This window comes from Burkholderia dolosa, assembly GCF_902499135.1.
GTDB classification, from domain to species: Bacteria; Pseudomonadota; Gammaproteobacteria; order Burkholderiales; family Burkholderiaceae; genus Burkholderia; species Burkholderia dolosa.
In genome coordinates this window covers 1-19,261 of record NZ_CABVPR010000087.1, presented here as the reverse complement: position 1 = coordinate 19,261, position 19,261 = coordinate 1, and the positions used below count along the sequence as shown (strand labels likewise).

Here is a 19,261-nt window from a genome sequence, read left to right as displayed (position 1 = left end):
CCCGGGCAGTCAACGTGCGCGTAGTGACGGTTTGCCGTCTCGTACTCGATGTGCGCGGTGTTGATCGTGATGCCGCGCGCCTTTTCTTCCGGCGCCGCGTCGATTTCGTCGTACTTCTTCGCTTCGCCGCCGAACTTCGACGACAGAACCGTCGCGATCGCCGCCGTCAGCGTCGTCTTGCCGTGGTCAACGTGACCAATCGTACCAACGTTCACGTGCGGCTTGGTCCGCTCAAACTTCTCTTTTGCCATGATTCTCTTCTTTCAAAAAATAGACGATTGATGAAGATTTACTTCGCCTTAGCGCTGATGATCGCGTCGGCAACGTTGCGCGGAGCTTCAGCGTAGTGCTTGAACTCCATCGTGTACGTCGCACGACCTTGCGTCAGCGAGCGCAGCGACGTCGAGTAACCGAACATTTCCGACAGCGGCACTTCGGCACGAACGATCTTGCCGCCGCCGACCATGTCTTCCATGCCCTGGACGATACCGCGACGGCCCGACAGGTCGCCCATCACGTTGCCCATGTACTCTTCCGGCGTCTCGACTTCGACGGCCATCATCGGCTCGAGCACCACCGGGTTCGCCTTGCGCATCGCTTCCTTGAACGCCATCGAACCGGCCATGCGGAACGCGTTTTCGTTCGAGTCGACGTCGTGGTACGAACCGAACGTCAGGTGCACCTTCACGTCGACGACCGGGAAGCCGGCCAGCACGCCCGACTTCAGCGTGTCCTGGATACCCTTGTCGACCGCCGGGATGTATTCGCGCGGAATCACGCCGCCCTTGATCTCGTCGAAGAACTCGTAGCCCTTGCCCTGCTCGTTCGGCTCGAGCGTGATGACCGCGTGACCGTACTGGCCGCGACCGCCCGACTGCTTGACGAACTTGCCTTCGACGTCCTTCGCCGTCGAACGGATCGTTTCGCGATACGCGACCTGCGGCTTGCCGACGGTCGCTTCCACGCCGAATTCGCGCTTCATCCGGTCGACCAGAATTTCGAGGTGGAGCTCGCCCATGCCCGAAATGATCGTCTGGCCCGATTCCTCATCGGTCTGCACGCGGAACGACGGGTCTTCCTGCGCGAGACGATTCAGCGCGAGGCCCATCTTTTCCTGGTCGGCCTTCGTCTTCGGCTCGACGGCCTGCGAAATCACCGGCTCCGGGAACACCATGCGCTCGAGAACGATCGGGTGTGCCGGGTCGCACAGCGTGTCGCCCGTGGTCGCTTCCTTCAGGCCGACCGCGGCGGCGATGTCGCCCGCGCGAACTTCCTTGATTTCTTCGCGGTTGTTCGCGTGCATCTGCAGAATACGGCCGAGGCGTTCCTTCTTGCCCTTCGTCGAGTTCAGCACCGTGTCGCCCGAGTTGACGACGCCCGAATACACGCGGAAGAAGATCAACTGGCCGACGAACGGGTCGGTCATGATCTTGAACGCGAGCGACGAGAACTTCTCGTCGTCCGACGCCTTGCGCTCGGCGGTTTCGCCGTTGTCGAGCTCGCCCTTGACCGGCGGGATGTCGACTGGCGACGGCAGGAAGTCGATCACGGCGTCCAGCATGCGCTGCACACCCTTGTTCTTGAACGCGGTACCGCACAGCATCGGCTGGATTTCGCACGCGATCGTACGGTCGCGCAGCGCCTTGATGATGTCGGCTTCCGGCAGATCGCCTTCTTCCAGGTACTTGTTCATCAGGTCTTCGTTGGCTTCCGCAGCCGCCTCGACCATCTTTTCACGCCATTCCTGGCACGTGTCGGCGAGTTCCGCCGGGATGTCGACGTAGTCGAACTTCGTGCCTTGCGACGCCTCGTCCCAAATGATCGCCTTCATCTTCAGCAGATCGACGACGCCCTTGAAGTTTTCTTCCGCGCCGATCGGCACCACGACCGGAACCGGGTTCGCCTTCAGGCGCAGACGGAGCTGGTCGTAGACCTTGAAGAAGTTCGCGCCGGTACGGTCCATCTTGTTGACGAACGCGAGACGCGGCACCTTGTACTTGTTCGCCTGGCGCCACACCGTTTCCGACTGCGGCTGCACGCCGCCCACTGCGCAGTACACCATGCACGCGCCGTCGAGCACGCGCATCGAACGCTCCACTTCGATCGTGAAGTCGACGTGACCCGGCGTGTCGATGATGTTGATGCGGTGTTCCGGATAGTTGCCGCCCATGCCCTTCCAGAAGGCGGTGGTAGCAGCGGACGTGATCGTGATGCCACGCTCCTGTTCCTGCTCCATCCAGTCCATCGTTGCTGCGCCGTCGTGGACTTCACCGATCTTGTGGTTCACACCGGTGTAAAACAGAATGCGCTCGGTCGTCGTCGTCTTGCCGGCGTCGATGTGAGCGCTAATACCGATATTGCGGTAGCGCTCGATGGGAGTCTTGCGAGCCACTTTGATCCTCTACTGGGATGGCGCGATGCAGTCGTGCCGCATCGCGCCTCAACACAAACGGGCGAGGCGCCTGAAAAGCGCACCCGCCCGGAATTTATTTCCGCTAACAGCCCAGCCAGGCGCTTAGAAACGGAAATGCGAGAACGCGCGGTTGGCTTCTGCCATGCGGTGAACTTCGTCGCGCTTCTTCATCGCGCCGCCGCGGCCTTCGGCCGCTTCGGTGAGTTCGCCTGCAAGACGCAGAGCCATCGACTTCTCGCTGCGCTTCTTCGCAGCCTCACGCAGCCAGCGCATCGCCAATGCCATACGACGCGACGGGCGCACTTCGACCGGAACTTGATAGTTGGCACCACCAACGCGGCGGCTCTTCACTTCGACCACCGGCTTGACGTTGTTGAGCGCAACCGTGAACACTTCCAGCGGGTCCTTGCCACCCTTGGTCTGGATTTGTTCGAAAGCACCATAAACGATGCGTTCAGCGACCGACTTCTTGCCGGACAGCATCAGCATGTTCATGAACTTGGCTACATCCACGTTGCCGTACTTCGGATCCGGCAACACTTCCCGCTTGGGGACTTCGCGACGACGCGGCATGATTCTTCCTTTACCTGTTCAGTTGGAGCTCAATTCAGCCCCGCGGTCACCAACTAACCCGATCACATCTTCAAGACTAACCAGCTTGGCCGGGTGACCACTTACTCGACAGCACCGGCAATCCGGCACCACCGCCTTGACCGCCCTGAAGGCGATCCCTGATCAAACGCTGCTTACTTGGCAGCCTTTGCACGCTTCGCGCCGTACTTCGAGCGCGCTTGCTTACGGTCCTTGACGCCCTGGGTATCCAGCGAGCCGCGAACCATGTGGTAACGCACACCCGGCAAGTCCTTCACACGGCCGCCGCGGATCAGCACAACCGAGTGCTCCTGCAGGTTGTGGCCTTCACCGCCGATGTACGAGATCACTTCGAAGCCGTTCGTCAGACGAACCTTGGCGACCTTACGGAGTGCCGAGTTCGGCTTCTTCGGCGTCGTCGTGTACACACGGGTGCACACGCCGCGACGCTGGGGGCAGTCCTGCAGGGCCGGGCTCTTGCTCTTCGTCGTTTCCGACTGACGGCCTTTGCGAACCAGTTGGTTGATGGTTGGCATTGTTTATTCCTGAAATTGAACAAAATCTGCACGCCGATTTCGGGCAAAGCGAGAATCCGCGCACAGTTGACTTCCGAATCGACGAAACAGGCACGAACTTTCGAACGCAACGCGGCCTGCCGATTACCGGAACCCAGCATGATATTCCGGAAATACCAACGAAGTCAACGGCTTGCGTGATTTTCCCGCTGCGGCCGCGGTTTACCGGAGGGTCCGAACGCCAGCGTCACACCGACTCGACGACGTCGATGATCTCGTCGCCGAAGCGCTCGAGCTTGCGCACGCCCATCCCGGGAATATGACGGAGATCCTCGATCGTCTCCGGCGCGTTGCGCGCGATTTCGGCGAGCGTCGCGTCGTGGAAGATCACGTACGCCGGCACGCCGTCGGCCTTCGCGGTTTCCGCCCGCCATGCGCGCAGCGCGTCCCACCGTGCGCGCTCGCGCGTGCCCATGCCGGCCGTCGGATCGACGCGCGTACCGCTGCGGCTCGACGACTGCCGCGTGCGTTGAGGCTTCACGTAGCGGCGCAGCGTTACTTTCTCGTCGCCTTTCAGCACCGGCTTCGCCGCTTCGGTCAGCATGAGCGCGCCGAAGCCGCCGTGATCGACGGCCAGGTAGCCGTACGCGACCAGCTGGCGGAAAATCGCGCGCCACTCGGGCTCGGACAGCGCTGCGCCTATTGCGAACGTGCTGAGCTGATCGTGCCCGCGCTGCAGCACTTTCTCGGTACGCGCGCCGCGCAGAACCTCGATCAGATGGCTCGCGCCGAAGTTGAAACCGCTCGCGCGCTGCGCGCGGAACACGCACGACAGCGCCATCTGAGCCTCGCGCGTCGCGTCCCACGAAGCGGGCGGCTCGAGGCACGTGTCGCAGTTGCCGCACGGCTGGCTCGCTTCACCGAAGTAATTGAGCAGCCGCACGCGGCGGCACGAGATCGTCTCGCACAGGCCGAGCAGCGCGTCGAGCTTCGACGTCTGCACGCGTTTATGCGCGTCGTCCGCATCGGACTCTTCGATCATCTTGCGCTGCTGAACCACGTCGCCTAGCCCGTATGCCATCCACGCATTCGCCGGCAGTCCGTCGCGCCCCGCGCGGCCGGTTTCCTGGTAATAGCCCTCGACGCTCTTCGGCAAGTCGAGGTGCGCAACGAATCGCACGTCGGGCTTGTCGATGCCCATCCCGAACGCGATCGTCGCGCACATCACGATGCCTTCCTCTCGCTGGAACATTTCCTGGTGCTTCTGCCGCACCTCGAACTCCATCCCCGCGTGGTACGGCAGTGCGCGCACGCCCTGCGCCTTCAGCCATTCGGCCGTTTCCTCGACCTTGCGGCGCGACAGGCAATAGACGACGCCCGCATCGGTCGTGCCGTCCGCATTCGTGTGCTCCGCGCGGATGAAGTCGAGCAGCTGCGAGCGCGCATTGTCCTTCTCGACGATCCGGTAGCGAATGTTCGGGCGATCGAAGCTCGACACGAACACGCGCGCATCGTCGAGCGCGAGACGATGAATGATTTCGTCGCGCGTGATCGCATCGGCGGTGGCAGTCAGCGCGATACGCGGCACCGACGGAAACCGCTCGTGCAGCACCGACAGCTGAATGTATTCCGGGCGGAAGTCGTGCCCCCACTGCGATACGCAGTGCGCCTCGTCGATCGCGAACAGGCCGATTTTCGCGCGCTCGAGCAGTTCGAGAAAACGCCCGGTCATCAGCCGCTCGGGCGCGACGTACAGCAGGTCGATCTCGCCTTCGCGCAGCGCGCGCTCCGTCGCGGCGGCCTCGGCGCCTGATAACGTCGAGTTCAGATACGCGGCGCGCACGCCGACTTCGCGCAGAGCAGCGACCTGGTCCTGCATCAGCGCGATCAGCGGCGACACGACGATGCCGGCGCCGTGCCCGGCTTCGCGGCGCAACAGCGCAGGAATCTGATAGCACAGCGATTTGCCGCCGCCCGTCGGCATCAACACGAGGCAATCGCCGCCGCCGGCGACGTGTTCGACGATGTCGCCCTGCTGGCCGCGAAATGCGGAATAACCAAAGACTTCGTCGAGTATTTCGAGGGCGCGAGACATGAATGATGAGAACGAGGACAGCGGACGATGACCGCAATTTTAACAACCCGCTCGCGCGGCGCACGGTGAATCGTGCGATGTTGGCTGATCGGACAGCGTGCGGTGCGTTCGGCGTATCAGGTTAGCCAGTCGCGTACTCGAGTAACGGATGCATCGACGGATCAGGGCCTGACAAAGTCTGGCTGCGCATCCAGATGTAGCGGGACGAACCGCGGCGAGTCTCCGATATAGAACACTGCGAGGTTCGAAAAGTCGTACACGCGGCCGCGAAAAGCCACCGCAACGTCGTCACCGCGTGCGCTCACTTGCGCAGCTTCGCTGCTTGCTGTCAAAAACGGAGCTTGGCGATCGACCACCGCGTCGACCTCGTCGCGATCGACGTGTCGGTTCCAGAAATAATATTTGAAGCGAAACGGAATGGTTGCCCCGCCGGAATCGTCTCGAACAACGTATAGGTACAGGTCGTCGCGCAGCGCCTTCGTCACGACCAGTTCCCGCCGGCCTTGCGCGGGCCGGGACAGCAAATACCATCCTCCTGTTGCGAGCGCTTCGATGAGCAGAAGAATAACGGCACCGATGCAAGCGACTTTAATATCCGTGCATCTTCGCATGCTCGATACCCTTCAGAATCCAGGCTTGGTCGCCAGGATCGTCGCCGTATGGCGGCCGTTCCCAACAGTGCCCCCATTCGGGTAGCGATGTTCCGGCGAGCATTTGAGCGCATCCTGCGGCACGCAACAACGTCTGCTCGGGAATCCCTGCTGCGTAGCCGGTCGCCCCATAGTTGAAGTTACCGAAGTCCGCATATTCGCGCTGCTTTTGCTTGTGGTCCCAAGGCCCCCTATTTCTGACTTGCCGGTAGAACCAGATATAGGTCGCGGCTGTTGCGATGCGAGCCGGGCCGCGTCGCGCCCTCGCAATTCGCATGTTTTCTTTTAGTGAAACGCCGGAAGGATGGCGCGGCATAGAGAACGGCATGGGCGCGTTGCGCGGAATATCTCGCGAGCGTTGACGGAAGCCGACTCTAGCATCGCGCCCATCTCAAAACAACGAAACGCCGCGTCACACGCAGCACGCCGACCCACAAATAAAAAACACCCTGCAAGCGAATCCGCTTGCAGGGTGTGGTGGCCGTCTCGCTGACCGTCCGGTCGAAACCGGGCGATTCGCGCGACGGCGACGCAGCGCGGCTCGCGCCGCGCGCTTACTCGGCTGCCGGGTGTTGCGGCTCTTCCGCCGGCGTGCTCGGCGTACCGAAGTCGAATGCCTCTTCCGCTGCGATCTGGTCGAAACGCTCGCGGTCGGACATCTCCTTCGCCTTGCGCGCCTTGTGGAACGCGAGACCCGTACCGGCCGGGATCAGACGGCCGACGATCACGTTTTCCTTCAGGCCGCGCAGGTCGTCGCGCTTGCCCATGATCGCCGCTTCGGTCAGCACGCGGGTCGTTTCCTGGAACGATGCCGCGGAGATGAACGAGTCGGTCGACAGCGACGCCTTCGTGATACCGAGCAGCACGTTGTCGTACGACGCCGGACGCTTGCCTTCGGCGATCATGCGATCGTTCTCGTCCAGCATGTCCGAACGCTCAACCTGTTCGCCCGGGATGAAGCGCGTATCGCCGTTGTCGGTGATCTGCACACGACGCAGCATCTGGCGAACAATCACCTCGATGTGCTTGTCGTTGATCTTCACGCCCTGCAGACGATACACGTCCTGCACTTCGTCCACGATGTAGCGCGACAGCGCCTCGATACCCTGCAGACGCAGGATGTCGTGCGGATCGGCCGGGCCGTCCACGATCATTTCGCCCTTGTTGACGACCTGACCGTCGTGGACCAGCACCTGCTTTTCCTTCGCAATCAGGAACTCGTGCTGGTTGCCCTCGAGGTCCGTGATGACGAGACGCTGCTTGCCCTTCGTGTCCTTGCCGAACGACACCGTACCGGTGACTTCCGCGAGGATGCCCGCATCCTTCGGCGAACGCGCTTCGAACAGCTCGGCCACTCGCGGCAGACCGCCGGTAATGTCGCGGGTCTTCTGCGATTCGGTCGGAATACGTGCGAGCACTTCACCGACCTGCACCTGCTGACCGTCCTTCACGGTGATCAGTGCGCCGACCTGGAAGCCGATCTGCACCGAATGCTCGGTGCCCGGGATCTTCACTTCTTCGCCGTTCGCGTCGAGCAGCTTCACCTGCGGACGCACGCTCTTCGATGCCTGCGAACCGCGACGCTTCGCGTCGATCACGACGAGGGTCGACAGGCCGGTCACGTCGTCGATCTGCTTCGCGACCGTCACGCCTTCCTCGACGTTCTCGAACTTCACCGTACCGCCGTACTCGGTGATGATCGGACGCGTCATCGGATCCCACGTCGCCAGCTGCGTGCCGGCCTTGATCGCGGCGCCGTCGAGCTGCAGCAGCGTCGCGCCGTACGGGATCTTGTGACGCTCGCGCTCGCGACCGATATCGTCGGTGATCAGCGCCTCGCCCGAACGCGAGATGACGATCTGCTCGCCCTTCGCATTCGTCACGTAGCGCATCGACGGCGAGAAGCGAACCGTACCGTTGCTCTTCGCTTCGACCGATGACGCGACTGCCGCACGCGATGCCGCACCGCCGATGTGGAACGTACGCATCGTCAGCTGCGTGCCCGGTTCGCCGATCGACTGTGCCGCGATCACGCCGACTGCTTCGCCGACGTTCACGAGCGAGCCGCGGCCGAGGTCGCGGCCGTAGCACGACGCGCACAGGCCGTAACGCGTTTCGCAGGTGAGCGGCGTGCGCACGCGCACTTCGTCGATGCCGAGGCGTTCGATTTCCTCGACCGCCGTTTCGTCGAGCAGCGTGCCCGCTTCGTACAGCGTTTCCTGCGTTTCCGGATTCACGACGTCCGCGACCGCGACGCGGCCGAGGATACGATCGCGCAGCGCTTCGACGACTTCACCGCCTTCGACCAGCGCCTTCATCGCGACGCCGTTCGACGTGCCGCAATCGTCCTCGACCACGACGAGATCCTGCGTGACGTCGACGAGACGACGCGTCAGGTAACCCGAGTTCGCGGTCTTCAGTGCCGTATCAGCCAGACCCTTACGTGCGCCGTGGGTCGAGATGAAGTACTGCAGCACGTTCAGACCTTCGCGGAAGTTCGCGGTAATCGGCGTCTCGATAATCGAGCCGTCCGGCTTCGCCATCAGGCCGCGCATACCGGCCAGCTGACGAATCTGCACCGCCGAACCGCGGGCGCCCGAGTCGGCCATCATGTAGATCGAGTTGAACGACTCCTGGCGCGTTTCGTTGCCGTCGCGGTCGGTCACCGGCTCCGTCGACAGCTGCTCCATCATCGCCTTGCCGACCGCTTCCGACGTTGCCGACCAGATGTCGACCACGTTGTTGTAGCGTTCCTGCGCGGTGACGAGACCCGACATGTACTGACGGTCGTACTCCTTCACCTTCTTCGCGGCGTCGCCGACGATCGTCTCCTTCTGCGGCGGCACGAGCATGTCGTCGACGCAGATCGAGATGCCGGCACGCGTCGCGAGACGGAAGCCCGACTGCATCAGCTGGTCGGCGAACACCACCGTCGCGCGCAGACCGCACTTGCGGAATGCCGTGTTGATCAGCCGCGAGATTTCCTTCTTCTTCAGCGGCTTGTTCAGCACCGAGAACGGCAGGCCCGGCGGCAGGATCTCCGACAGGATCGCGCGGCCGACGGTCGTCGCGTACAGCGTGATCTTCGGCACGAACTCCGGCGCGCCTTCCGACTTGTCCTCGTTGCGGACCATTTCGGTGATCCGCACGTTGACGCGCGAGGCCAGCTCGACTTCCTTGTTCTCGTACGCGCGGATCACTTCCGACACGCCGGTGAACGTCAGGCCTTCGCCCTTGCCGTTGATCGCTTCGCGGGTCGCGTAGTACAGACCCAGCACGATATCCTGCGACGGCACGATCGACGGATCGCCGTTGGCCGGGAACAGCACGTTGTTCGACGCGAGCATCAGCGTGCGCGCTTCCATCTGCGCTTCGAGCGACAGCGGCACGTGAACGGCCATCTGGTCGCCGTCGAAGTCGGCGTTGAACGCCGCGCAGACGAGCGGGTGCAGCTGAATCGCCTTGCCTTCGATCAGCACCGGCTCGAACGCCTGGATGCCGAGACGGTGCAGCGTCGGCGCACGGTTCAGCATCACCGGGTGCTCGCGGATCACCTCTTCGAGGATGTCCCACACGACCGGCGTCTGGTTCTCGACTTCCTTCTTCGCCGCCTTGATCGTCGTCGCGACGCCCATCACCTCAAGCTTGTTGAAGATGAACGGCTTGAACAGCTCGAGCGCCATCAGCTTCGGCAGACCGCACTGATGCAGCTTCAGCGTCGGGCCGACCACGATGACCGAACGGCCGGAGTAGTCGACGCGCTTGCCCAGCAGGTTCTGACGGAAACGACCGCCCTTGCCCTTGATCATGTCGGCGAGCGACTTCAGCGGACGCTTGTTCGCGCCCGTCATCGCCTTGCCGCGACGACCGTTGTCGAGCAGCGAGTCGACGGCTTCCTGCAGCATCCGCTTTTCGTTGCGGACGATGATTTCAGGCGCCTTCAGCTCGAGCAGACGCTTCAACCGGTTGTTACGGTTGATCACGCGGCGATACAGGTCGTTCAGGTCCGACGTCGCGAAACGGCCGCCATCCAGCGGCACGAGCGGACGCAGTTCCGGCGGCAGCACCGGCAGCACTTCGAGAATCATCCACTCGGGCTTGATGCCCGAGCGCTGGAATGCCTCGAGGACCTTCAGGCGCTTCGCATACTTCTTGATCTTCGCTTCCGAGCCCGTGTTCTTCAGCTCGGTGCGCAGCTGTTCGACCTGCTCGTCGATGTTGATCGCGCGCAGCAGTTCACGCACGCCTTCCGCGCCCATCTCGGCACGGAACTCGTCGCCGTATTCCTCGACCTTGTTGTAGTAATCCTCCTCGGTCATGATCTGCCGCGCCTTCAGCGGCGTCATGCCCGGTTCGATCACCACGTATGCTTCGAAATACAGCACGCGCTCGATGTCGCGCAGCGTCATGTCGAGCACCATGCCCAGACGCGACGGCAGCGACTTCAGGAACCAGATGTGCGCGACCGGCGAGGCCAGCTCGATGTGGCCCATGCGCTCGCGACGCACCTTCGCCAGCGTCACTTCGACGCCGCACTTCTCGCAGATCACGCCGCGGTGCTTCAGGCGCTTGTACTTGCCGCACAGGCACTCGTAGTCCTTGATCGGCCCGAAGATCTTCGCGCAGAACAGACCATCGCGCTCCGGCTTGAACGTACGGTAGTTGATGGTCTCCGGCTTCTTCACTTCACCGAACGACCACGAACGGATCTTGTCGGGCGAGGCCAGGCCGATCTTGATCGCGTCAAAAACTTCTTCCTGTTGGACTTGCTTGAATAGATCGAGCAGAGCTTTCATTGCTTTCTCTCCGTAGTCCGATTAATTGCGGTCGAGATCGATATCGATACCGAGCGAACGGATTTCCTTCACCAGCACGTTGAAGGACTCCGGCATGCCTGCATCGATCACGTGATCGCCCTTGACCAGGTTTTCGTACACCTTGGTCCGGCCGGTCACGTCGTCCGACTTCACCGTCAGCATTTCCTGCAGCACGTAGGACGCGCCGTACGCTTCGAGTGCCCACACTTCCATTTCACCGAAACGCTGACCACCGAACTGCGCCTTACCACCCAGCGGCTGCTGCGTCACGAGCGAGTACGGGCCCGTCGAACGCGCGTGCATCTTGTCGTCGACAAGGTGGTGCAGCTTCAGGTAGTGCATGTAGCCGACCGTCACGCGACGCTCGAACGGCTCGCCGGTGCGACCGTCGTACAGGCGAACCTGGTTCTTCGACGGGTTCATGTCGAGCTGCTTCGCGATGTCGTCCGGGAACGCGAGGTCGAGCATCTTCGCCATTTCGTCCTCGGTCGCACCGTCGAACACCGGCGTCGCGAACGGCACGCCTTCGCGCAGGTTCTTCGCGAGCTCGAGGATCTCGTCGTCGGAGAAGCTGTCCAGATCTTCCGCACGACCCGACTCGTTGTAGATCTTGGTCAGGAATGCACGCAGTTCCTCGATCTTCGCCTGACGCTGCAGCATTTCGCCGATACGCCAGCCGAGACCCTTCGCGGCCCAGCCGAGGTGCACTTCCAGAACCTGACCCACGTTCATCCGCGACGGCACGCCGAGCGGGTTCAGCACGACGTCTGCCGGACGGCCGTCGGCCATGTACGGCATGTCTTCGATCGGCACGATCTTCGACACGACACCCTTGTTACCGTGACGGCCTGCCATCTTGTCGCCAGGCTGCAGACGGCGCTTCACCGCGAGGTACACCTTGACCATCTTCAGCACGCCCGGCGGCAGTTCGTCGCCTTGCGTGAGCTTCTTGCGCTTCTCTTCGAACGCGAGGTCGAACTGGTGACGCTTCTCTTCGATCGAGTTCTTGATCGCTTCGAGCTGCGCCGCTGCTTCGTCGTCCGCGAGGCGGATGTCGAACCAGTGGTAGTGGTCGAGATCTTCCAGGTAAGCCTGGTCGATCTTCGTGCCCTTCGCGAGCTTCTTCGGACCACCGTTCGCGACCTTGCCGACGAGCATCCGTGCAAGACGCTGGAACGCGTCGCCTTCGACGATGCGCAGCTGGTCGTTCAGGTCGAGACGGTAGCGCTTCAGCTCGTCGTCGATGATCTGCTGGGCACGCTTGTCGCGCTGGATGCCTTCACGCGTGAACACCTGCACGTCGATCACGGTGCCGCTCATGCCCGACGGCACGCGCAGCGACGTGTCCTTCACGTCCGACGCCTTCTCGCCGAAGATCGCGCGCAGCAGCTTCTCTTCCGGCGTCAGCTGGGTCTCGCCCTTCGGCGTGACCTTGCCGACCAGCACGTCGCCCGCTTCGACTTCCGCACCGATGTACACGATGCCCGATTCGTCGAGACGGCCGAGCTGGACTTCCGCCAGGTTCGAGATGTCGCGCGTGATTTCTTCCGGCCCGAGCTTCGTGTCGCGAGCGACGACGTTCAGCTCTTCGATGTGGATCGACGTGTAGCGATCGTCGGCCACGACCTTCTCCGAGATCAGGATCGAATCCTCGAAGTTGTAGCCGTTCCACGGCATGAACGCGATCAGCATGTTCTGGCCGAGCGCGAGCTCGCCCAGATCCGTCGACGCGCCGTCTGCCAGCACGTCGCCGCGCGACACCTTGTCGCCCATCTTCACGATCGGACGCTGGTTGATGTTCGTGTTCTGGTTCGAACGCGTGTACTTGATCAGGTTGTAGATGTCGACACCGACTTCACCGGCAACCGCTTCGTCGTCGTTCACGCGAATCACGATACGGCCTGCGTCGACATAGTCGACGACGCCGCCGCGGAACGCCTGAACCGTCGTGCCCGAGTCGACCGCGCAGGTACGCTCGATGCCCGTACCGACGACCGGCTTCTCCGGACGCAGACACGGCACGGCCTGACGCTGCATGTTCGAACCCATCAGTGCGCGGTTCGCGTCGTCGTGCTCGAGGAACGGAATCAGCGACGCTGCGACCGACACGATCTGCGACGGCGCGACGTCCATGTACTGGATCCGGTCCGGCGTGACCATCATCGTTTCGCCGGCTTCACGCGACGACACGAGTTCGTCGATCAGTCGACCGTCCTCGTCGATCGCGGCGTTCGCCTGCGCGATCATGTAGCGGCCTTCCTCGATCGCCGACAGGTAGTCGATCTGATCGGTCACCTTGCCGTCGACGACCTTGCGGTACGGCGTCTCGAGGAAGCCGTACTCGTTCAGGTGCGCGTACAGTGCGAGCGAGTTGATCAGGCCGATGTTCGGACCTTCCGGCGTTTCGATCGGGCACACGCGGCCGTAGTGCGTCGGGTGCACGTCACGCACTTCGAAGCCTGCGCGCTCGCGCGTCAGACCGCCCGGGCCCAGCGCGGAAACGCGGCGCTTGTGCGTGATTTCCGACAGCGGGTTGGTCTGGTCCATGAACTGCGACAGCTGCGACGAACCGAAGAACTCGCGGATCGCCGACGAAATCGGCTTCGAGTTGATCAGATCGTGCGGCATCAGGTTTTCGCTTTCGGCCTGGCCGAGGCGTTCCTTGACCGCGCGCTCGACGCGCACGAGACCCGCGCGGAACTGGTTTTCCGCCAGTTCGCCGACGCAGCGCACGCGACGGTTGCCGAGGTGGTCGATGTCGTCCACTTCGCCCTTGCCGTTGCGCAGCTCGACGAGGATCTTGATCGTCGCGAGGATGTCGTCGTCCTGCAGCGTCATCGGGCCCGTGATCTCGTCACGGCCGACGCGGCGGTTGAACTTCATGCGGCCGACCTTCGACAGGTCGTACGCTTCTTCGCTGTAGAACAGACGGTTGAACAGCGCCTCGACCGCTTCTTCGGTCGGCGGCTCGCCCGGACGCATCATCCGGTAGATCGCGATGCGCGCGGCCGTCTTGTCGGTCGTTTCGTCGACACGCAGCGTCGACGAGATGTACGGACCCTGATCCAGATCGTTCGTGTAGAGCGTCTGGATTTCCTTGATGCCCGCTTCGCGCAGCTTCTCGAGCACGCTTTCCGTGATCTCGTCGTTCGCGCTCGCGATCACTTCGCCCGTCTCGCCGTCGACGACGTTCTTCGCCAGCACGCGGCCGAGCAGATAGTCTTCCGGCACCGAGATGAACTTGGTCTTCGCGGCTTCGAGGTCGCGGATGTGCTTCGCGTTGATCCGCTTGTCCTTCTGGACGATGACCTTGCCGTCGCGATCCGTGATGTCGAAGCGCGCGACTTCACCGCGCAGGCGCTCGGGCACGAACTCGAGTTGCGCGCCTTCGTCCATCAGCGTGAAGTTGTCGAACACGAAGAAGTTCGCGAGGATCTGTTCCGGCGTGAGGCCGATCGCCTTCAGCAGGATCGTGACCGGCATCTTGCGGCGACGGTCGACGCGGAAGTACAGGATGTCCTTCGGATCGAATTCGAAGTCGAGCCACGAGCCGCGGTACGGAATGATCCGTGCCGAGAACAGCAGCTTGCCCGAGCTGTGCGTCTTGCCCTTGTCGTGTTCGAAGAACACGCCCGGCGAACGGTGCAGCTGCGAGACGATCACGCGCTCGGTGCCGTTGATGACGAACGAGCCGGTCGGCGTCATGAGCGGAATTTCGCCCATGTACACTTCCTGCTCCTTCACTTCCTTGACGACGGGCTTGTTCGGCGATTCCTTGTCGAGGATGACGAGGCGGACCTTCGCGCGCAGCGCGGAGCAGTACGTCAGGCCGCGCTGCTGGCATTCCTTGATGTTGAATGCCGGCGCGGACAACGCATAGCTCACGAACTCGAGGCGCGCGAATCCGTTGTGCGAAACAATGGGAAATACCGATGTGAAAGCGGCCTGCAAACCTTCAGGCTTGCGTTGCGTCGCCGGCACATCGGCTTGCAGAAACGTGCTGAATGATTCAAGCTGGGTGGCCAGCAGGAAAGGAACTTGGTGAACGATGGGGCGCTTCGCGAAACTCTTGCGAATGCGCTTCTTCTCGGTGAAGGAATATTGCATACGATCTCCGAATCACGGCGGGTGCTATCGAGGCGGAATACCTGACGTTTCAAACCCGAGTGTTCACCGACTGAGACCCGATGGCCGTCCGACGGCTTGAACGAGCCGAGAAGCTTGGTGGTTGGCCGCTACCAACCGCTGGCTGACGGCAGCGGATGCCTGTGTTGCCCGCTACCCGACCAAACTTGCCTTCTGCAGTCGCTTCAGAAGACAAAGAGAATCGCCAATCGTCATGCAGCAGCCACGATTAGACGGTTGTCTTTGGCTTCTGGGGCCGATTATCCCGGCTCCCGAAAGAGTGCCAGAATAACGTCCCCACAAAGCACAAAAAGGCCGGCGGTGAAAATACCGCCAGCCTTCGCACAGCGCGTCGGAACTTACTTGAGTTCGACCTTCGCGCCTGCGTCTTCCAGCTTCTTCTTCGCTTCGTCAGCAGCAGCCTTGTCGACGCCTTCCTTGACGGGCTTCGGTGCGCCGTCAACCAGGTCCTTCGCTTCCTTCAGGCCCAGGCCCGTGATTTCGCGAACTGCCTTGATGACTGCAACCTTGTTGCTGCCTGCTTCAGCCAGAACGACCGTGAAGTCGGTCTTCTCTTCAGCCGCAGCAGCAGCGCCGCCGCCTGCCGGGCCAGCGACTGCGACTGCAGCTGCCGACACGCCAAACTTCTCTTCGAACGCCTTGACCAGCTCGTTCAGTTCCAGAACGGTCATCCCTTCGACTGCTGCCAGGATGTCTTCTTTTGCGATTGCCATTTGAAATACTCCTAAATTGAATTCGGATACAGCCAGCGATCAGTGACGCTGATGCGTGTTCGATTACGCAGCTTCCGCTTGCTTCTTCTCGGCCAGCGCGGCAAGAGCACGCGCGAAGCCCGAAACAGGCGCTTGCATGACGAACAGCAGCTTCGAGAGCAGTTCTTCACGGCTCGGGATGCTTGCCAGCGCTTGCACGCCAGCCTTGTCCATCACCTTGCCATCGAACGAACCAGCCTTGATGACCAACTTGTCATTGCCCTTGCTGAAGTCGTTGACGACCTTAGCAGCGGCAATTGCATCTTCCGAGATGCCGTAGATCAGCGGACCAGTCATCTGCTCTGCCAGCGGAGCAAAGGGCGTACCTTCGACAGCGCGACGCGCCAGCGTGTTCTTCAGAACGCGCAGGTAAACCTTCTGCTCGCGCGCTTTCGCGCGCAGCGTGGTCAGATCGCCAACCGCAATTCCACGATACTCAGCCAGCACAACGGTCTGGGCCTTCGCAACTTGTGCGGCGACCTCAGCAACGACGGCTTGCTTGTCTTCTCTATTAAGCGGCACGGTTAGCCTCCAGAAACGATACGCTCGGCGGATGCCTCACGTACCTCGTTCAACAACGGCGTCCGACCTCGTTAGGAGTATTTCCACCCCATGCCGCGAACTGCTTTGCGACCTGAGGCTTCACCACTGCAAAACTTTTTCGGGTTCGCCATCTGCGTTGGCTTGAATTAAGGGCCCGCCCGACTGCTGCGTTCCCACCAACGGTCTTTGATAACCGGTTGTCCGCCGTACGGCACGAACAACCGCCCAAAGCCCTTGAGGACCGCCTCTTTCAGGAAGCGGCCCGAATACTTGCTTACTGCGCGACCAGCGTAGCCTGATCGACACGCACGCCGACGCCCATCGTGCTCGACAGTGCGATCTTGCGCAGGTATACGCCCTTGCTCGTCGCCGGCTTCGCCTTCTGCAGCGCTTCGATCAGCGCCGACAGGTTGGAGCGCAGCGCGGTCGGCTCGAACGATGCACGGCCGATGGTCGCGTGGATGATACCGGCCTTGTCGACACGGAATTGCACCTGACCAGCCTTTGCGTTCTTCACTGCAGTCGCGACGTCCGGCGTGACCGTGCCGACCTTCGGGTTCGGCATCAGGCCGCGCGGGCCGAGGATCTGACCCAGCGTACCGACGATACGCATCGTGTCCGGCGAAGCGATCACGATGTCGAAGTCCATCTGGCCAGCCTTGATCTGCTCGGCCAGGTCTTCCATGCCGACGATTTCCGCGCCTGCTGCACGAGCCTGCTCGGCCTTCTCGCCTTGCGCGAACACGGCAACGCGAACCGACTTGCCCGTACCTGCCGGCAGAACGACCGAACCGCGAACGACCTGGTCCGACTTCTTCGCATCGATGCCGAGCTGAACGGCGACGTCGATCGACTCGTCGAACTTGGCGCTCGCGCATTCCTTCACGAGTGCGAGTGCGTCTTCGATCGCGTACAGCTTCTGACGATCGACCTTGGCGGCAAATGCCTGACGGCGCTTGGAGATCTTAGCCATTTACACGCCCTCCACAGTGATGCCCATCGAGCGTGCGCTACCAGCGATGGTGCGAACGGCTGCGTCCAGATCAGCTGCCGTGAGGTCCGGCATCTTGGTCTTCGCGATTTCTTCGGCTTGGGCGCGCGTGATCGAACCGACCTTGTCGGTGTGCGGCTTGCTCGAACCCTTGTCCACCTTCGCCGCCTTCTTGATCAGGACGGTCGCCGGCGGCGTCTTCATCACGAACGTGAAGCTCTTGTCCGCGTATGCCGTGATGACCACCGGCACGGGCAGACCCGGCTCCATACCTTGAGTCTGCGCGTTGAACGCCTTGCAGAACTCCATGATGTTCAGGCCGCGCTGGCCCAGTGCCGGACCGACCGGCGGCGACGGGTTGGCTTTACCTGCAGGAATCTGCAGCTTGATAAAGCCGACAATCTTCTTTGCCATTTGAAAACCTCGTTGGAACGCCAAGCGGCGTTCGGTGAGTGATAACGCGCGTTCGCCGCTGGCTACTGACGCTCCTCAACGGCCATGACGCGGGCCGTAAGCGCGAAGGTGGGCAGCCGAGGCTGCCCACCGAATCGGATCAAACTTTTTCGACCTGGCCGAACTCGAGTTCGACCGGCGTTGCGCGGCCAAAGATCGTGACCGACACACGCACACGAGACTTCTCGTAGTTGACTTCTTCGACCGTACCGTTGAAGTCCGTGAACGGGCCTTCCTTGACGCGCACCATCTCGCCGACTTCGAACAGGGTCTTCGGGCGCGGCTTCTCGACGCCCTCCTGCATCTGCGACATGATCTTCTCGACTTCCTTCGGGGAAATCGGAGTCGGACGATTACGTGCGCCACCGACGAAACCGGTGACCTTCGCAGTGTTCTTCACGAGGTGCCACGTTTCGTCCGTCATTTCCATTTCCACCAGCACGTAGCCGGGGAAGAAACGACGTTCGGTCACGGCCTTGTGACCGCCCTTCACTTCCACCACTTCTTCGGTCGGAACCAGGATCTGACCGAATTTGTCCTGCATGCCGGCACGCTCGATGCGCTCTTGAAGCGCGCGCTGCACGCTCTTCTCCATGCCGGAGTAGGCGTGCACGACGTACCAACGTTTTCCGCTCGGGGATGCCGGAGTATCGCTCATATCATTTCCAACCCAGAATCGCCGAGAAAATCACCCATTCGATCGATTTGTCACTCAACCAGAGGAAAATCGCCATCACGAGCACGAAACCAAACACGACGAGCGTGGTTTGCGTCGCTTCTTTGCGGGTGGGCCAAACGACCTTCCGGACTTCCTTGTACGAATCCTTGGCAAAGGCGATGAGGCTCTTGCCAGGCGCGGATAACAGCCCGACGGCCACGCCGGCGACGACACCTACCGCCAGTGCGGCACCGCGGACATACCACTGCTGGTTGGCCAGCCAGAAGAAGCCCACGAATCCGGCCAAGACCAGCAATACGCCCAGGGCCAGCATCAGCTTATCGCCGGAGGTATTTACAGTTTCGACGGATGGATTCGCCATAACACCTTAAAACAAATGCCACGTGGGACACGTGGCTATTTTTGGCAGGGGCAGAGGGAATCGAACCCCCAACCTTCGGTTTTGGAGACCGACGCTCTGCCAGTTGAGCTATACCCCTAGACCATTGTTGGGGCCGGCCATTGCCAGTCCCAAAACTGTCGATCAACGAATAACTGGCTTACTCGATGATCTTGGCGACGACGCCTGCGCCGACGGTACGGCCGCCTTCGCGGATTGCGAAGCGCAGACCTTCTT

General features: G+C 61.8%; 16 protein-coding genes and 1 tRNA gene. All 17 read right to left on the bottom strand.

Going from position 1 to position 19,261, the window contains the following annotated elements; all coding sequences use genetic code 11:
- The coding region (locus BUB20358_RS25915; RefSeq protein ID WP_254593981.1) for a GTP-binding protein at nucleotides 1-251 on the bottom strand (251 nt) is incomplete at its 3' end.
- Between the two features lie 38 nt (nucleotides 252-289).
- Nucleotides 290-2,392, bottom strand: coding sequence for an elongation factor G (gene fusA / locus BUB20358_RS25910; protein WP_035973192.1), 2,103 nt, complete (start codon nucleotides 2,390-2,392; stop codon nucleotides 290-292).
- Nucleotides 2,393-2,515: 123 nt separating this feature from the next.
- Complete coding sequence (gene rpsG, locus BUB20358_RS25905) at nucleotides 2,516-2,986, bottom strand: 30S ribosomal protein S7 (RefSeq protein WP_006765419.1); 471 nt, start codon at nucleotides 2,984-2,986, stop codon at nucleotides 2,516-2,518.
- A 173-nt stretch (nucleotides 2,987-3,159) separates the two neighbouring features.
- Entirely contained in the window at nucleotides 3,160-3,540 is a 381-nt protein-coding gene (rpsL, locus tag BUB20358_RS25900; protein ID WP_006400662.1) for a 30S ribosomal protein S12, read from the bottom strand.
- A gap of 226 nt (nucleotides 3,541-3,766) precedes the next feature.
- Complete coding sequence (gene recQ, locus BUB20358_RS25895; protein WP_006765420.1) at nucleotides 3,767-5,614, bottom strand: DNA helicase RecQ; 1,848 nt, start codon at nucleotides 5,612-5,614, stop codon at nucleotides 3,767-3,769.
- Between the two features lie 161 nt (nucleotides 5,615-5,775).
- The gene (locus BUB20358_RS25890; RefSeq protein ID WP_123806801.1) at nucleotides 5,776-6,099 is read right to left on the bottom strand and encodes a hypothetical protein; all 324 of its coding nucleotides are present in this window, start codon (nucleotides 6,097-6,099) and stop codon (nucleotides 5,776-5,778) included.
- A 103-nt stretch (nucleotides 6,100-6,202) separates the two neighbouring features.
- Complete coding sequence (locus BUB20358_RS25885; protein ID WP_223296916.1) at nucleotides 6,203-6,592, bottom strand: polymorphic toxin type 44 domain-containing protein; 390 nt, start codon at nucleotides 6,590-6,592, stop codon at nucleotides 6,203-6,205.
- A 226-nt stretch (nucleotides 6,593-6,818) separates the two neighbouring features.
- Entirely contained in the window at nucleotides 6,819-11,060 is a 4,242-nt protein-coding gene (gene rpoC / locus BUB20358_RS25880; protein WP_035973194.1) for a DNA-directed RNA polymerase subunit beta', read from the bottom strand.
- A 21-nt stretch (nucleotides 11,061-11,081) separates the two neighbouring features.
- Nucleotides 11,082-15,188 carry a DNA-directed RNA polymerase subunit beta gene (rpoB, locus tag BUB20358_RS25875; protein WP_035973195.1) on the bottom strand — a complete coding sequence of 1,369 codons (4,107 nt, stop codon included), beginning with the start codon at nucleotides 15,186-15,188 and terminating at the stop codon, nucleotides 11,082-11,084.
- A 377-nt stretch (nucleotides 15,189-15,565) separates the two neighbouring features.
- Entirely contained in the window at nucleotides 15,566-15,940 is a 375-nt protein-coding gene (gene rplL / locus BUB20358_RS25870; RefSeq protein WP_006765422.1) for a 50S ribosomal protein L7/L12, read from the bottom strand.
- A 63-nt stretch (nucleotides 15,941-16,003) separates the two neighbouring features.
- A complete protein-coding gene (rplJ, locus tag BUB20358_RS25865) occupies nucleotides 16,004-16,501 on the bottom strand; it encodes a 50S ribosomal protein L10 (RefSeq protein ID WP_006416167.1) in 498 nt (165 codons plus the stop codon).
- A gap of 295 nt (nucleotides 16,502-16,796) precedes the next feature.
- A complete protein-coding gene (gene rplA / locus BUB20358_RS25860) occupies nucleotides 16,797-17,495 on the bottom strand; it encodes a 50S ribosomal protein L1 (RefSeq protein WP_006765423.1) in 699 nt (232 codons plus the stop codon).
- Complete coding sequence (rplK, locus tag BUB20358_RS25855) at nucleotides 17,496-17,927, bottom strand: 50S ribosomal protein L11 (RefSeq protein WP_006400671.1); 432 nt, start codon at nucleotides 17,925-17,927, stop codon at nucleotides 17,496-17,498.
- Nucleotides 17,928-18,066: 139 nt separating this feature from the next.
- Nucleotides 18,067-18,624 (bottom strand): transcription termination/antitermination protein NusG, encoded by a 558-nt coding sequence (nusG, locus tag BUB20358_RS25850; RefSeq protein WP_006765424.1) that lies wholly within the window; start codon nucleotides 18,622-18,624, stop codon nucleotides 18,067-18,069.
- 1 nt (nucleotide 18,625) lies between these two features.
- Nucleotides 18,626-19,006 (bottom strand): preprotein translocase subunit SecE, encoded by a 381-nt coding sequence (secE, locus tag BUB20358_RS25845; protein WP_006765425.1) that lies wholly within the window; start codon nucleotides 19,004-19,006, stop codon nucleotides 18,626-18,628.
- Nucleotides 19,007-19,048: 42 nt separating this feature from the next.
- Nucleotides 19,049-19,124: transfer RNA gene (locus tag BUB20358_RS25840), tRNA-Trp, on the bottom strand.
- Nucleotides 19,125-19,184: 60 nt separating this feature from the next.
- Nucleotides 19,185-19,261: EF-Tu C-terminal domain-related protein (locus BUB20358_RS25835; protein ID WP_201785588.1), on the bottom strand; the 77-nt coding region annotated here is incomplete at its 5' end.

Coding starts and splice junctions, on each gene's coding strand:
- BUB20358_RS25885 (WP_223296916.1), bottom strand. CDS start 6,592: ATGCCGTTCTCTATGCCGCGCCATCCTTCCGGCGTTTCACTAAAAGAA.
- nusG (WP_006765424.1), bottom strand. CDS start 18,624: ATGAGCGATACTCCGGCATCCCCGAGCGGAAAACGTTGGTACGTCGTG.
- rpoC (WP_035973194.1), bottom strand. CDS start 11,060: ATGAAAGCTCTGCTCGATCTATTCAAGCAAGTCCAACAGGAAGAAGTT.
- rpoB (WP_035973195.1), bottom strand. CDS start 15,188: ATGCAATATTCCTTCACCGAGAAGAAGCGCATTCGCAAGAGTTTCGCG.
- rpsG (WP_006765419.1), bottom strand. CDS start 2,986: ATGCCGCGTCGTCGCGAAGTCCCCAAGCGGGAAGTGTTGCCGGATCCG.
- rplL (WP_006765422.1), bottom strand. CDS start 15,940: ATGGCAATCGCAAAAGAAGACATCCTGGCAGCAGTCGAAGGGATGACC.
- recQ (WP_006765420.1), bottom strand. CDS start 5,614: ATGTCTCGCGCCCTCGAAATACTCGACGAAGTCTTTGGTTATTCCGCA.
- rpsL (WP_006400662.1), bottom strand. CDS start 3,540: ATGCCAACCATCAACCAACTGGTTCGCAAAGGCCGTCAGTCGGAAACG.
- secE (WP_006765425.1), bottom strand. CDS start 19,006: ATGGCGAATCCATCCGTCGAAACTGTAAATACCTCCGGCGATAAGCTG.
- rplA (WP_006765423.1), bottom strand. CDS start 17,495: ATGGCTAAGATCTCCAAGCGCCGTCAGGCATTTGCCGCCAAGGTCGAT.
- rplK (WP_006400671.1), bottom strand. CDS start 17,927: ATGGCAAAGAAGATTGTCGGCTTTATCAAGCTGCAGATTCCTGCAGGT.